Annotated in this window: 9 protein-coding genes; all 9 read right to left on the bottom strand. The window is 57.4% G+C overall.

The window, feature by feature from the left end; all coding sequences use genetic code 11:
* Window positions 1–21 precede the first annotated feature (21 nt).
* The gene (locus tag J7I43_RS00560) at window positions 22–1,386 is read right to left on the bottom strand and encodes an ATP-binding protein (protein ID WP_209142166.1); all 1,365 of its coding nucleotides are present in this window, start codon (window positions 1,384–1,386) and stop codon (window positions 22–24) included.
* Entirely contained in the window at window positions 1,379–2,773 is a 1,395-nt protein-coding gene (locus J7I43_RS00555; RefSeq protein ID WP_209142164.1) for an eCIS core domain-containing protein, read from the bottom strand. The genes J7I43_RS00560 and J7I43_RS00555 overlap by 8 nt, the downstream gene beginning before the upstream one ends.
* 19 nt (window positions 2,774–2,792) lie before the next feature.
* Window positions 2,793–5,096 (bottom strand): vWA domain-containing protein, encoded by a 2,304-nt coding sequence (locus J7I43_RS00550; protein ID WP_209142162.1) that lies wholly within the window; start codon window positions 5,094–5,096, stop codon window positions 2,793–2,795.
* Window positions 5,097–5,150: 54 nt separating this feature from the next.
* Window positions 5,151–6,686: a contractile injection system tape measure protein gene (locus tag J7I43_RS00545; RefSeq protein WP_209142160.1), complete on the bottom strand. Its 1,536-nt coding sequence runs from the start codon at window positions 6,684–6,686 to the stop codon at window positions 5,151–5,153.
* A complete protein-coding gene (locus J7I43_RS00540) occupies window positions 6,673–10,014 on the bottom strand; it encodes a hypothetical protein (protein ID WP_209142158.1) in 3,342 nt (1,113 codons plus the stop codon). Before J7I43_RS00540 ends, J7I43_RS00545 begins: the two co-directional genes overlap by 14 nt.
* 3 nt (window positions 10,015–10,017) lie before the next feature.
* Window positions 10,018–11,070 (bottom strand): tail fiber domain-containing protein, encoded by a 1,053-nt coding sequence (locus J7I43_RS00535; RefSeq protein ID WP_209142156.1) that lies wholly within the window; start codon window positions 11,068–11,070, stop codon window positions 10,018–10,020.
* A gap of 19 nt (window positions 11,071–11,089) precedes the next feature.
* Entirely contained in the window at window positions 11,090–14,386 is a 3,297-nt protein-coding gene (locus J7I43_RS00530) for a baseplate J/gp47 family protein (protein WP_209142154.1), read from the bottom strand.
* A 1-nt stretch (window position 14,387) separates the two neighbouring features.
* The gene (locus tag J7I43_RS00525; RefSeq protein ID WP_209142152.1) at window positions 14,388–14,789 is read right to left on the bottom strand and encodes a GPW/gp25 family protein; all 402 of its coding nucleotides are present in this window, start codon (window positions 14,787–14,789) and stop codon (window positions 14,388–14,390) included.
* A gap of 117 nt (window positions 14,790–14,906) precedes the next feature.
* Complete coding sequence (locus J7I43_RS00520; RefSeq protein ID WP_236023271.1) at window positions 14,907–15,197, bottom strand: PAAR domain-containing protein; 291 nt, start codon at window positions 15,195–15,197, stop codon at window positions 14,907–14,909.
* Window positions 15,198–15,202: the final 5 nt, after the last annotated feature.

Raw genomic sequence — 15,202 nt, 5'->3', positions numbered from 1 at the left:
GTATATGTTGATGTGAGTAAATCATTTTCCTTCCTTCTCCAGCTCGCGTTTTACGCCGGCAAGTATGTCCTGGTGCGAAAGCGCGAGGTCTCCCTTTTCCAGCGCGTTCAAACAAACGTACTGTACCATGTTCATGATGTGCGAGCCCGTCAGCTCATGCGCTTCCGCAATGGCGGGCAGGTCTACGTCCTTTTTCAGTTTCACTTCCCCGGGAAACGCTTTCAGCAGCAGTTTCAGCCTTTCTTCCGGCCTGGGCGGCGGGAAATAAATGATGGAACTGAAACGGCGGATGAACGCATCGTCCATATTGTTTTTAAAATTGGACGCGAGAATCGTTAAGCCAGAATGCATCTCGATGCGCTGCAGCAGGTACGATACTTCCTGGTTGGCGTATTTGTCGTGCGCGTCGCGTACGCCGGTGCGTTTCCCGAAAATCGCGTCCGCCTCGTCGAAAAATAATATCCAGTTTTTGTGCTCCGCTTTGTCGAACAGCGAAGCCAGGTTTTTTTCCGTTTCGCCGATGTATTTGGAAATGACCATCGACAGGTCGATGCGGAACACTTCCCTGCCGGTGTATTTCCCCAGTAGCGTGGCGGTGAGCGTTTTCCCCGTACCGGGCGGGCCGTAGAACAGTACGCGGTAACCGGGCTTCAGCTTGCGTTTCATGCCCCAGTCGTGCATCAGCGTATCGTGATGTTTGATCCAGCTTTCCAGCTCGCGGATCTGTTTCCACACGCCGTCGGGCAGCACGAGGTCGTCCCATTCCATCATGGTCGTGATGTGCTCCGCGGGAAAATGCATGCTGAGGCGGGGCAGGCCGATCCTGCCGGTGGTGAATACTTCGGAATATTCGGGATCGAGCACCAGCCGACCGCTCAGCGGCGGTTCGCCGGGGCGCACGGTATCGATGCTGAGCATCTTGTACCGGAAAAAATAACTCTCTTCCGAAAACAGTGGCAACGTTCTGAGCCGCAACGCCGCGTCTGTTCCCGCAAGCAGGAACATCACGGTTTCGCCGGTAGCCAGCGTGCCGCGGTGGCTCGTGCCTTTTACGCCGCCAAATTCCGGGAATTCGCCGCCCTGCGGCAAAAACTGCTGGATCAGCTGGTCAAAAAAACCGCTCAGCACAAACGGCGCGAGGGCGCTCATGAGCAGCACCAGTTCTTCGGGAGCCGTTTGCGAATGGCGGATGAATTTTGAAAAAGAAGTTTCGTCTGTCGCGGGCGGCTGCGGCATTTCGGGCACCGTCATCGTTTCGCCTTTAAAATGCGCCGCCAGCCGCGCATGCGCAAAAACGCGCAGGTATTCGAGGGCCGCTACGAGGTAAGGACCGTGCACGCCGTTAGACGTGACGCGCGGGGGTGTAATGTTGGATGGTTTAAGCATTGCGTTCGCCTGTATCTGTGCCCGGCATCACGGGGAAATCGCCCGGTTCTCTTTCGGGAACGGGAAAATCGCCGATGTCTGCCTGGCAATTGGGTATTGCATCGTTGTCGTAGATCACGCGCACGCGTGAGGTGCTGAGCCCGAGCATGGCGGCCACCTGTTCGCGGAACAGGTTGAAGTGCCGCCTGTGCGCGCGTTCGGCTGGATTGTTCATCACGCCGCCGCCGGGATCGCGGAAGCCGGTACGGCCGCCTGTGGCGAAGTTCGTACCGTTGGTAGTGAAATATTCTTCCGCGTTGCCGATCATATGACCGAATTCGTGCGTTACGTCTACGGTATCTCCCGTTCCCCAGTCCGTCATGCTGGTGGTACCGCCGAGGCCGGCAATTCCGCCGGGGGAAACGGTTCCGGGCGCCTGCGGGTTGATGGCGTAATGCGCTCTCGCCGGGTCGCTCACCCATTGAAGATTTACGACGATGGGCAGTTTGCACGGGCCTTGCGGCACGCCCGGCGGCGTAATTCGCAGGAACATGCGGTTGCTCCATTTCCGTTCTATCGCTCTTTCCCAGGCTCTTCTCACCGCGCGCGGCGCCGTAGAGCTGAGCCGCATGATGAGCGAAACGCGGCCCATCAGTGCGTCGAGGTCGATGGTGAAACGTGCGTCCCAGGTGAACGTGCCGTTCCAGGCGGAGAAGGCCGCCGGCGCGTTGGAGATCGTTTCCGTTTGCGATTCGTTCACTTCGCGGCGCATCCGCATGCGGTAAGGCCATGGGTACCGCTGGATCACCTTCCGGGAAAGCGAACCGTTCTGCTGCACCACATGCGTCAGCTCATGCGCCAGCAATTGCCGGCCGGAAGTTGAACCGGGCGCGAATTGCCCTTTGTTGAAAAAGATGTCGTTGCCCGTTGTGAATGCGCGGGCGCTGAGCGTGCTGCTGAGCTGCGCGGCACGATCGTCCGCATGAATACGCACATCCCCGAAATCGCGCCCGAAGCGGGGTTCCATGAAGCCGCGCGTTTCGGCCGGCAATGCATGCCCGCCGCCACGGCTGCTGTTGATGGCGCTTTCCGTGCGCGCGCCAACAGCAGGCGCCGGTGCGGCGCCATGGCGCTGCACCGGCGAAATACTGTCCGTCAGCGGTTTACGGTGCGCCTGTTCTTTTTCTTCCTGTTCGCACGCCGCGCATTTGCGTTGTATGCCTGGCGATGCGTTGCCGAAAAAAGAAGGCTGTGGGTCAGGCATGCGCATCACCTGGTCGGCCATCGCGTCCGCTTCTTTTTCATGCATATCGCCCGGCTCGTTTATGGTGAGCTTGGGCTGGAAGAAAGGAGGCCCTCCCGAAACGGGAGAACGTCCTTTGGGCGGGGCGGTAATTTCCCTGTTCATGACAAAAATTAAAAATGCCTTACGGTTTCTTTTTCCTGAACATCAGCCACAGCAGGAGAATGATCAGCAGCAGGATGATCCAGATCGTCCAGGCGGGAAGACCGATGGATTCCAGCCATTTTTTGATCTGGTCGATGAATGAGCCGCTCTTGCCTGCATTCTCCAGTTTGCCTGAATATATTTCCTGGCCAACAATGGTGAGTTTCGTAGGCTGGTCTATCGCACCGGTGAAGGTGATGGTATACCGGCCGTCCTGGTGATCCTCCACGCCGGCTATTTTAATGTCGTTGTTGGAAACGGCGAAACCCGGGCCCATAGCGGGACCGATGTATTTCCCGTAGCTGGTCATCGGCCTGAAGGTCATCACCAGCTGGCCGTTCTGGATAGTAGTGCTCACATCCGATTTGGAAAGGTCTACGCCGGAGAAGGTAACATACACGCTTTCGGAGAAAGTACGCTGGAACTCGCCGATGGTATCGTTCTTCACTTTTACGAGGTAAACGAGCTTGTACACGCCGGCTACGCTCAGCCCGTCGAAAGTGCCTTCGTATTTACCGCCGACCGTATGCGTCAGCTGCACGATGTTTTCGGATGGTTTGAAGAGTGCGCGGAAAGCAGAATCCGTTTCCCACAGCTTGTTATATTTCTGCACGCCGGAGGATGCGGAATCGGCGCCGTCGGGCTTGATGTTTTTATCGCTGCGGGCCAGTACGTCGCCTAGATCTTCGCCGGGGCGCAGCACCACGCATTTCACATCCGCATCTGTTACGGGCAGCTGCAGTTTATCGAGCGTGAAGGTGATGGGCAGTTTGTCGTTCACTTTGGGTTTCAGATTTCCCAGCGTACGTTTCATGTGCATGCGGTGGTCGTCCGCCAGCACGTTGAGGTTCACCGATCTCAGGTTCATGCCGGAATCGGCGGCCTGCACGCTCCAGGTGCCCGCGGGGTTCAGCAGCGGCGCTCCTTCAGGACTTCTCTTAAAATCGATGGTGAGCAGCAGCGTGTTGGTGTAATTGCCCACCCAAGTGGGCTGGGCGTATCTTTTTACATCTGCGCCGTCCTTTTCGATACGGATGCCCCTGTAGACCTGCAGCAGCTGCGGTATTTCCAGCTTGCGGCCTACCCTGAACTCGAGCAGGAGCTTGTCTACTTTTTTATTCAGCGGGAAAGTCTCCACCGGCACCGCTCCGGAGGACGGCAGCGCTTTAAACGCGGTGGTCACGATCTGCGGGCTGAATTGCGAAAGCATGTCCACGAACTGCACCATAAACCCCATGGAAAGATCGCCGCTGGCAAGCCCGCCCTGGAATTCGAAATTGGTACCGTCCAGCGTGGTGTTGTAACTGCCGCGGTTGGATGTGGCCAGGCCCAGCAAAACGGTATGGAAAGGCGCACTGGGGCTGCCGATGCCGATGGTGGATATTTTAATGCCGCCGGCAGCCGGCCCGCCGGGAATGGTGGTGCCGTCGTTATACCCGGTGCCTGCGTCGTTCACCCTGGGGTTCTGGTTCTGTTCGCCGTCGGTAAACACGAGTATGCTGCGCGCCTTCGTTGCGTCGGAAAGCACGGTGGTAGCGGATTTTATGCCGGCGCCCAGGGCGGTCATACCGGCAGGCACGGGCGTTACGGCCACGTTGTCTATATCTGTCCCTACTGAGGTCGCCAGTGTGGCGTCCACGAGTTTCAGGGTATTGCAGCAAACGGAAGCGGGCGCGGGCGTAGTGGCGAAATAGGTGATGCCAAGGCGGTTGCTCGCATTCCTGTTTACTGTCACCTGCTGGTACAAATTGGCAAAACCACCCACGGCTTCTTTCAGCGCGTTCCAGCGGCTCGGCGCGCCGGGATTGGCGGATGTGGGCGACAGCATGCTGCCCGAACGGTCCAGCACGATCACGAGGTCCAGCGACTGGGTTACTTCCACTTCAAATGTGCGCGTACCGCTGGTGGATGTGGCCTGGTCTGTAACGCGCAGCGAAAACGACCAGGAACCCGGTTGCGTGGGCGTGCCGGAAATGATCACTTTTTCCACATCGCTGATGGGCACGTTTTCGGCGGCAGGCAGCTGCACCTGGACGCCGTCTTTGACGAACCCGTCTCCGCCGCCCAGCGGCGCAGCTCCGCCGGGGAAAGCCGCGGCAAATTCCCACAACACCATTCCACCGGTGCCGCTCGGCCCGATGGTCAGCTGGGGATTGATCGCAACGTTGATGGGCAGGTTGTAGGTATGGTCTGCATTGGCAACGTTCACTGTGATCACTTCCTGGCTTTTCGCCAGCATGGGGAGGCACATAACAAGGATGTACAGGAATAGCTGCCTGAACATCTGAAGTAAGTTTTTCACTTTTGGCTTCATGATATTTGGTTTTTTGTTTTAGTTCTATATCCAGTTCACCGTCAGCAGCGGCTCCAGCCACGGCAATTTCACGGTGGAAAAGCCCCAGGGCAGGCGCGCCAGCAGCACATCCTGCGCAAGCCGCTCCACATCCATCTTCAGGCCGTCCGGCGTTTGTTCCACTTTGCCGTTGCGAAGCAGGAAACCTTCGCGCAAACCGTCCACACCCGTGTTTCTGAGCGCCGGCCAATGCCGGAGCACGGCTTCGAGCAGTTCGGTGCAGGTGGCGGTTTCTTCAGGCTGCAGCGGCGCTTCGGTGGGCAATGGCGTGGCGGCGTCCATGCCGGTGAGTAGTTTATGGAAGGCGAGCCGGTATTCGGGCATTTCACCTTCGCCATAGGTCAGGAACGACAGGAGCTGTACGGCTTTGAACGGCGCCGCCCGCGAACACCAGCGGTTTTCTTGCCAGAGGCCCGTGCTGCTGAAAAGCTCGGTGAAGAAAGGATGCAGCAGCACGAGGCCCGCCGCTTCCACGTAAATGGCTTCATCCAGCGCGGGTTTCCCCCTCGCTTCAATTTCTTTTTCCGCAGGGGAAATCACGGATGCAGGTGTTTCCTCCCCGGGGTTTCGTTTGATCTTTTCCCGGTCGCCATCAGCAGAAGCTTCATCGGCATTTCCTTTCTCCGGCAGTTTTTTTTCTCCGGTTAGGGCCGGCTCCAGTAAAGCCGCGTATATTTCAAAATGTTCGTCTTCACGTACTTCAAGGCACGCCTCGTACATCGCCGCGATAAATTTTTCATCGAATGGCGCGAACAAATGCGTGATCGCTTCCTGGTGCGGAATTTCCTCTTTAGCGCGCAGCCACATCGTCCAGAAGCGCTGCCGGAAGAAGGGAAAGACGGCCGGATATTGTTGCGCGGTTTTCGAAAATATTTCCCACCCGCGTTTTGCGATGGCGGAATCTTTCACAAAATGTTCCAGCAGCGCCAACATCGTTTCGTCCGGAAAATGCCTGCTGGCACGGATCATGGCGGCTTCTTCGCGACGCAGTAATTGCTGCAAACGGGGAATAATACTTTTATTGGAGAGAACGGAAGGGGTGAAAAGGTTCTCCGGCGCGGTAAACCACCAGGGCAAGTTGCCTTCCTTCAGAAAATACAACAACGCCTCTCCCTCCGCCATTTCCAATTCCAGCACCTGTTCGCCGGGCAATGTTTCGGGTGCTGTTTTTTGAAAGACATTTTCTTTTGGATTTTCTTCCATTTCGCGCAACTGCTTTTCCTTCTCCGCAACCGCCTTCCTGCGGCATTCCAGCAGATGTTCGCCCAGCAAGCTCACCAGCCGTTCCCGCCCTTCGTTCACAAAACTTTCATGCGTAAACACGCCCAGGTCGATGTCGATCGAATCGATCACCAGGTGCTCGTCCGTAACAGGCAATGCGTCGAAACATTCTTCAATGCCCGGCGCGATCACCGACCTGTAATGGTCCGCCACAGACTGCTCCCATTCAAAACCGGGACGTTTGCTGTAGCCCCGCATTTCGAACACCTGTTTCTGGATGATATGTTTATTCGTTTTCAAAATCTTCGTAAATAAGATTGAGCATCGTTACCAGCGAATTACGCAACGGCCTGATCGCCGTTTCATTCGTTTCGTCCGTGATCCACGCTTCCTGCCAGAGCCGGTACCTGGTTTCGAAATTCTCAAAGCTGGGGGAATCGGGCGGTGCGCCGGGCAGCTCACGGTCTACCCACAACACACGCGGCAAAATGTGGGAAGGACAGCTTTTACGCACCTGCTGCTCCGCATGTTTGCGGAACTCCGGGTCGCGGTATTTTTCCGGGCGGGAAAGCTCCTGCGGCCCTCCGCTGAAATTTTGCGCATATCCCGAAGGAAATATAAAAGTGACCTGGAAAGAATACGGGTCTTTCACTTCCCTGATCTGCAACTCCGTTACCGGCGGATCTTTCGGCGCAAGCAACAGGTGCTCCGTCATATAAAAACCTTCCGCGCTCATAAAACGGTGCAGGTGCAGCCAGATCTGCATCACCGCGGCTTTAGCCTGTGCCTGGCTTGCAAATACCGCCGGCGCTTCAGCGATCGGCGTACCGTCTTGCAGGCGCAGCTCCACCCCGAAAAAGTTCGGGCCGGACTGCGTGATCGTAAAATTATCGTAATGCAAACCGCGGCTGATGGTGGTTTGAATGGCCGCTTCGGCGGCTGCAACGGCCAGCGGGTCCGTAGCGGCAACGTAGCCGTTCGTGCTGCGCAGCAGTTCCGCGCCGGTAAATCCCGGCAGCGACCACAACCGGAACATCTTCTGGATCGGCGGCGGTTCGTCGTAAATTTCAAAGTAAACGCCCGGGTCGGTCAGCAAAGGCCTGCGTTCTTTCACCGCTACTTCCAGCAAATGCTGCAGGCGGCGCTCGAGCGGGGTGTAGGAATACGTTCTCCAATGCTGCAACATCGTGTCCACAATGCCGGTGATGGCCGTGGCGGCGGCAGCGGGATTCGCAAACACGGCAAGCGTTACTGCCACTGCGTCTTCATCTGGATGCGGCTTGAGCTGCACGCGCAGGTTCACACCGTCGGGCTCCGGTACCGTGCTGAAATTGGCGCTGAATTTAGCAAGCGCCATAGTGGTGGCGGCATTCATCCTCGCAACGGCCTCAGAAGAAACCGGCATTGCATGGCGCAGCACCGGCCCGCCGGAAGCGTCCCGCAAATGCCAGCCGAATGCGCCCTGCAACGGGAATACCTGCAAAAGATGCGCGGCATTCCACACGGGATTGCCGAACGATTGCGCCCTGTGCCTGCTGAGCGAAGGCAGGTCGCGGAAAAAAGCGGACTTCTCGCGGATCAGCTGCTGCGAAGCCTGGTCGCGCTGCGCCTGCTGTATTTGCAACAGCTGCGGCAGCAATAACGATGCGGCATTGGGCACTATCGACGCTTCGTGGTACGCCAGCGAAATGGTATCGTACATGTCTTCGCCGAACATCGCCAGCAAATGGTTCAGCACGCGGTTGCGCCGCGCGAGGAACTGGTCTTTGTTTTCGGATGCCTGCCGCAGCGCAGTACGGTAGTTATTGTTCTCGTCGTTTTTAAATGTGTCGAAACTGGTAGCCGGATTATACGCGCGCAGCAATTGCGCCGCCTGCGGCAGGTTGTACAGCGGCTGCTGGAAAATGGTCCTTTCCTCATCCGGCGCGGCGGAAAAAAATGCGTTCAGGTTGCCGAGCTGACTGGCCAGCCCCGCCGTGAGCTGTTCAAAAAAGAAAAGATACCCCTGCAGCTGCAAAGCCTGCGCGCGCCGCGCAAGCGTGGCGGAATCGGGCAGGCCGGCGGAGCCGACGCCGTACACCACCGGCAGGTCTTCCTGGATGGGATAATAAGATGATACGGGATAGTTGTCCCCGGTGGGCAGTGCAATATCGTCCGGGCCGGTCACGGGCTGGTTGAGCTGTTCCAGCTTGCGTTCTTCGAACAGTGTGATGGCAAGGCCGAGATCGTAAGGCACCATGAGCCCGTTCCGGTAAAAAACGATCTTCGATTTGGTAGGACTGAGATGCGGCACATGCTGCTGGCTGTTGATGAGGCAAAGCGCATCGCGCGCATTGGTGGTGATCACGCGGTTGTCCATAAACAGGGCGAGGCTGAGATTGCGCACGGCGCTGATGCGGCGGCTGGTCACGTCTTCGCGCTGCTCCACGTCCGTGATGCGCTGGTCGCGGTGCTGGAGAATGAGGCGCAGGATGTCTGAAGTGAATACGTGCTCGGGCAGGTTGGTAGCGGTAAGCGCATCGTCCGGCAAAAAGCCTGAAGCCATCTGCGGGCCTTCGAAGATCTCATCTGCTCCCAGTTCAGGCTGCAGATCGGTAAGACTGCGGAACAGGTTTACGGGCGTGATGTATCGGTCGATGCTGAGGAAAATATCGGCGAGCAGGTCTTCGAGCAGCACGCCGGCGTTCACGTCGATATTGGCAGTAACGGCCACTTCCTGCAGGCGCACGGCTTTGAACGCGGAAAAGTCTTCGCAGAGGTTGCGATACGCGGTCATATGCCGCTGGATGGTACGGACGGCGGTGTTGGCGCGCGTCACCCATCGGTTGTATTCTTTCAGCAGCGTTTGGTCTGCCGGCGAATTGTCGCCCAGCGTACCGATGAGGGTCATCAATTCGTCGAGCACGAGCGGGTTCTGCGTGAGCGGGTCCGGCAGCGCGGTATTGATCTGCGCCACCACGGAAAGGTCGCGGTTGGCCACTGGCCCCACGGGCGGCTGGTATTGCACGGTGATGCGCGCGAAAAAGGAAGTGGTGCCTTCGATAGGCGTCCAGAACACGCCGGGAGCGAATGCCTGGAAGGTCACGTTCTGCAGCGTAACGTTCTCGGCGAAGGGGCGGGCGTCTTCCTCGTCCCAGAACGGCAGCGCGATATCCGCTTCCACGTTGAAGCCGAGCATCGGGGGCAGTACGGTAACGGCGAAGTTGTTATTGTTGAGCTGTTTTTCCGCAAACTCCAGCAATACTTTGATCTTGCCGGCTGGCTCGGATTCCAGCGGGAATACCCAGGCGTTTTGCACCATCGGGTGGTCGATCAGGATCTTTCGTATATCTTTTTGCGTGACAGGCGCCACCGGCAGGATGCTGGCTGCGGTCACGAAGTCCTGCGGGCGGCCGTTCGCATCGCTGGCAAGCAGGTCGCGCATAGGCATACCGCTGCGCAGGCCCATTTCGGTAATGGCGTAACAGCACGCTTCCAGGAGCGTAATGCCGGGGTCGTGCAGGTTGTGGTCCGTCCAGCTGAGGGCTGCCACATTGCGCAGGAACTGCATGCCTTCTTCGCGGAGAAAGGCGAAATCCTGGCTCTTCATCTCCGGCGGCCCGGCAAAGATGTGGGTTGCTTCGTCCATGGTCTATTTTTTTCCTTCCAGCTTTTTCAGCCGGCCTTCAAGGTTTTGCACGCGCTGCGTCAGCTCCTGTATAGCGTTCACCATTACGAAGATGAGCGGGCTGCTGTTGAACATCACCGGGGCTTCCTCTTTTTTGGAACCGTCGTCCGAAATAGCGCCGGTGGCCGTCATGTAGGGGAATATCTCGCGGATCTCCTGCCCTATCACGCCAAATTCTTCCAATTCGGGATTGGTATTGTATTTCCCGTTATAGTTGAAACGTACGGTCCGCACTTTCATGAGTTTTTCCAGCCCGTCCTCGAAATCGCGCACGTTCTGTTTGGCGCGTTCGTCAGACACGGCGAACCAGGTGCCGCCGCCCACGTTTTTTGCGGCATGGCCGTGTACCTGCAGCGTATGCGTATTATCCGCGATGGTAGCCTGGCTGTTGCCTATGATCACGATGCCGTCTGTATTGATGAACATGCGGGCAGTAAGGCGGTTGTGCGTGAAAGCGATGGGCTGGCCGGTCGGTGCGTTGATGTTCACATCTCCGCCGGGGCCCTGCCGCAGCGCGAAGGTGTTGTTGCCCTGCGCCATATTGATGTGGGAAAACTGCGCCATATTCACGGAGCCGCCCTGCCCGTTGGCGATTGCCGCGGAACCGAAGCGTACGCGCTCGCCGGCCAGTTCGTTGCTGCCGAGATTGATGTCCAGCCGGTTCAGCGGCGGCGCCGGGAAATTGCCGATGCCGATGTTGCCGCCCGCGTAAGCGAAGTGCGGGCCGCCGGATACAGGCAGGAAAGGACCGCTGTTTCCGCCCACATTTCCCCAAACTGCGCCGTTGAAGAACTGCACATTGCCGCCGTTGAAACGCAAGGTGCCGGGTTTGCCCACTGTGGCGTCCGCCAGGTTGAGGCCTGCGGGAATATTGAGGTTTCTGTTCACCGGGTCAACGGTTACCGCATCATCAAGTTTGTTGATGAAGGAATCTATGAGGTCTCCAAAATCTGCTCCGGTTGGGCGTTCTCCATCTCTGAACTCCTGTTTTAAATGGGTTTTGCTACGTTCGGCCATGATGAAAGTTTTTAAACAATTATGAAATAATGATGAAATCAAGTCCTATGATCATTTGCCCGATGCCGATCTGGGTGCCCTGGCAAACAGACGCGCCCGCCTGCAACGCTTCGATACGATGCTCCGTGTTGGACACCAGGATAGTATCTGGCCTGGTAGCCGCCGCCACATCCACCGGCTCGCCGATCACGAAATCCACGCCGATGGCCTTTCCGCCAAGACCGGTCGCCGTGTCGGACACGGATGGCTCCAGCGAAAAACCGATGATAAAATCTGTTCCGATCTGCATTTCGCCGATGCCGCCGCCGATGTTGCTGTTATGCCGGTGGTACAATTCGAAATCGACGATGAAGTCCACATACCCTCGCCCTTCGATGAATGCAAGAATTTCGGAAGCGTGCAGTTTGCCGCCGAACATAATGTCCTGCCCTTCGCGGTACGCCCAGGGGCTGAGAAATTTTTTGATCTCTTCTTCGAGCACAACGGCGTAATAACCCGGATCGAACTCTGGGTGGAAACTCACTTTACAATCCACCAGCAACGTTTCGTATACGGGATTGGTAACGTGCAGTTTTACGAAGGGGGAAGTGAAAGTTTCGTTCATGTACGTACCGATCTCGCGCAGGCGCTGCAGATTGACCTTCGGCTGGAGCGGATCGCCGGTAGGGCGTTTCCGCCAGTCCGGCACCACTACCAGGCGCACGTTGCCGGGCCTGAACCAGTCTTCGGTATCCGTATGCGGCAGGCATTTCACTTTGAATATCTCCGGGAAATATTCGAGCAATAATTTTTCGTAGTCCCACCCGGAAGACGCGCGGTTCTTATGCCGCAGCCTTTCGCTCACGCGGCGGTAAAATGCGGTGTCCGCCTCGGGGTGCTGCCCCCCGAAAGACGGATAAGGCTGCAATACTTTTTTCAAAGCGGGCACCTTGCGCACCAGTTTGCTGACAACATTCGGCGCCAGCGGCGATGCGAGATGTGCTTCATATCCTTCCGCGCCGGTCCCGGGCAGCACCAGCGTGGCCGTGCCGGCCTGGGTCATTATTTTACCGATGGCCGCCGCGCCGCCGGGATTGTCGGTCACATGCACGCGCAACCAGCGCATGCCCGCGGGCATCAGGCTGTGCTGAACGGATGCATCGCCGCCCATGTTGAGCCGGATGATGCCCGGCTTCTGGAAACCGGCGGTGCTTTCTTCGAGAATATCCGCCACCGCCACGGGTTGCCAGCGGTGACCGGCCAGGTAGCTCCAGTGAAGATCGTTGCTGTTGAGCAGCGCATCGCTGTCCACACTGCCTTCTTCCACCTGGAACAATAACGACACGGATTGCGGTGCATTGGCGTTCTCCAGCCCGATGTACAGCGCGCCGTCTCCCGATTGCACGGGCATCAGCGGGGCAACGTCGCTTTTCTGCGATTCGGCGGGACCGAACACGTCCTGCAAAAAGAACTGGTCGATGCCGTTGGGCGCGTCCGGGCGGAAAACGTCCAGCGCGGAGTAGCTCATGTTTACGGACTTCAGCGTAGGCGTATACGGCGGCTTGGGCAGTTTCGGCGCAGTGAGGCTGCTGCCCGTATGTTTGCTCAATGCGATCACCTGTTTGGTGTAAGCCGCCGAAAACGCTTTGTGGCCGAAGGCTTCAAAAGGCGCTTCAGACGCGGTGTTGCCAAGTTCTGCTTTGGTGGGGCCGGTAAGCACCACGCGCAGGAAACCCTGGTTCACCGTATTGGTAAAACCTGCGCCCAGCTGCAGCGCCGGGTCGCGCACGAAAGGCGCGGCGGCGGTCCTGAGCGAGAACGTAAATTCATTGATCGTGAGGTCTTTCGGGTTCGCGGTACTGGCAGCGTCGAAAATCGGGAAAGTATGCAGCAGCCGCGTGTTCCAGTTGCGGTTGCTGAGCAGGTCCACCGCTACGTGAAAACTGCTGGCGCTGGGTACTTCCTCGCTGCCGTAATTGGCGTAATGCGAACCGAAGTCGGCCGGCGCATCCTGCCATTCCAGCCGTATGTTGAGCGACTTCAACGTTTTGCTGAAGATCTCGTAATTGCCGATGTAAAAATTGGAACCGATCAGCGGCTGCGCCGTAAAGGGAATCACCGGTTTGTCCGACGGCTGCAGGGCCTGGTCGTTTTGCAGCACCAGGTTTTTTACTCCTCTTACGTTTACGCCGAGCGAAACGTTTTCCACCGTAAAATTCCTGAAGGTTTCCATCAGGTAACTGTCCGGCAGCAGCAGCACTTTCATCACGGGCCATGCGGTGATGAACGATCCCGCGTGCACCGCTTCGTTGTAAGCCGTTACCGCGGGCAGCGATTCGTTGAGCGTGCAGGTCACTTCCAGCGTAAAATCGTTTTGCAATATGTCTGACTGGCTGGGCACCGGGAGGTCTGGTTTCAGTTCCACTTTTGTTACCATCCCGGTTTTGAGCCATTCTTTTTCGGTGGTCAGTTGTATTTCGAAGAAAGGGGAAAAGATCTGCAGCGGGTGTTTAAATCCCGCCAGGGATTTCAGGCGCAGCTTCATGGAAATTTCCCGCAGTCCTTCGGCGAGGAATAAGTTGGGTGAAGCAACGGCCCAGCCGAGAGAAGCGGTTTGCATCCGCCTCGATTCCACCGGGGAAGAGAGCTGCCGCGCGCCGAAGGGCCTGAATGCCGTGGCGGTAGTGTTCAATACTTTCGTTGCGTCCGCCGCGGCGAAAACGATGCCTTTGTTGTTGGGGGAATATTCGGTAAAACTGCTGCGCAGCATGCCCACCTGCGCCTGAGTGATCACCAGGTCGTTGTTGAGAGAATAATGCAAAGGCAGTCCCGTAGCGGTTTTCCCGCCATCGAACAGCGTGCCTGATTCTATGGGCAGCGGCGCGGCGTTTTTGGCAAGCTCAAACAGCACATGCACCTGGTCTGGCGTTGCGGTATTCCTTTTGAGCTGCAATACTTCTTCGTAATAATAATCGAGGCGTTTTTTGGTGAGCAGGTTCATATCGTCCCGCGCAATGGCATACACTCGGAGATAAGCCATCAGCAAAGCGAGGTGCGGGCTGAGGTCGCGGGTGGCGGCGAGAAAGGTTTGCAGCTCGTTCTCTCCCATGTTTTTTACGAGATCGAAAAAAGCCTGCCAGTCGCCCTGCGGCATTTTGTTTTCGTCGTAATAATTAACCTGCGCCGCCATCTGGTGAACAAAGCGTACCAGTTCACTCGTATTGCGCCCGTCTATCTTCACGGTGGCGGGGTCCAGCGCGGGCTGCACGCGCGCGTTCTGGTTCACGCCGTCGGTAGACAGCAGGTACTGGAGAATATTTTTACTGGCAAGGCTCATGTTACTTCTCGGTTAAATAGAAAGGAAATACCAGGTTGCTGCGGCTGTTGGTGCTTCGAACGGTATAATCCACATGAATGCTCACTTTTCCGTTCTCGCGGTCTTCGGGCAGCAGCTTCACTTCGTTGAGGTCGATGCGCGGCTCGTACAGCAGCAATGCGGTCCTGATCTCATGCTGGATGGCGGTGGCGGTGGTGGTGCCGAGCGATTCGAACAGCCAGCGGTCGCGCTTCCAGCCGAAGCCGGGCTGCATAACGCGTTCGCCCAGTTCCGTGGAGAGGATCAGGGAGATGCTGCTGCGGATGTCTTCTTCCGCTTCGAGCATTTTCACTTCTTTGTCCAGTTTGGAAAAGACGGGCGGGAAGCTCCATCCTCTTCCGAGAAAAGCATTTTCCTGGGGCATCGCAAAACAATTTTATTTTTTCAGGGTCACGTTCCGGGGCTCACAAATCGGTTCTTCTGTTTTTCTTCTTTCAGGTTTCGGGGCACATGGCAAGGGCTTCGTCACATCGTCGGTTCGTTATCCGCCGATCAGCACGGTGGGGCAGCCTAATATGATGGAACCGCCGTGCGCGGTGCTGTCGCCCATCCTGGCCGCCGGCATCCCTCCGATCAAGACCGTCGCGGAGCCTTTGATCACTATGTCCGGCGGGCCGGTGCAGGTGCACATATCGCCCACGCGGAGAGCGGGCGCGCCGCCGATCAGCACCGTTGCGCCGCCGGGCGGAAGGGCCGGGCCGCCCACGTGGGGCACCGTTCCCGTCACCATCGGGCAAACGTGCATATCGCCTACTCTTGCTGCTAAAGACATATTCG

The sequence above is a fragment of the Chitinophaga chungangae genome, from assembly GCF_017742215.1.
Taxonomy (GTDB): Bacteria; Bacteroidota; Bacteroidia; order Chitinophagales; family Chitinophagaceae; genus Chitinophaga; species Chitinophaga chungangae.
The sequence above is the reverse complement of the archived record's forward strand: the minus strand, read 5'-3'. Positions and strand labels throughout refer to the sequence as shown.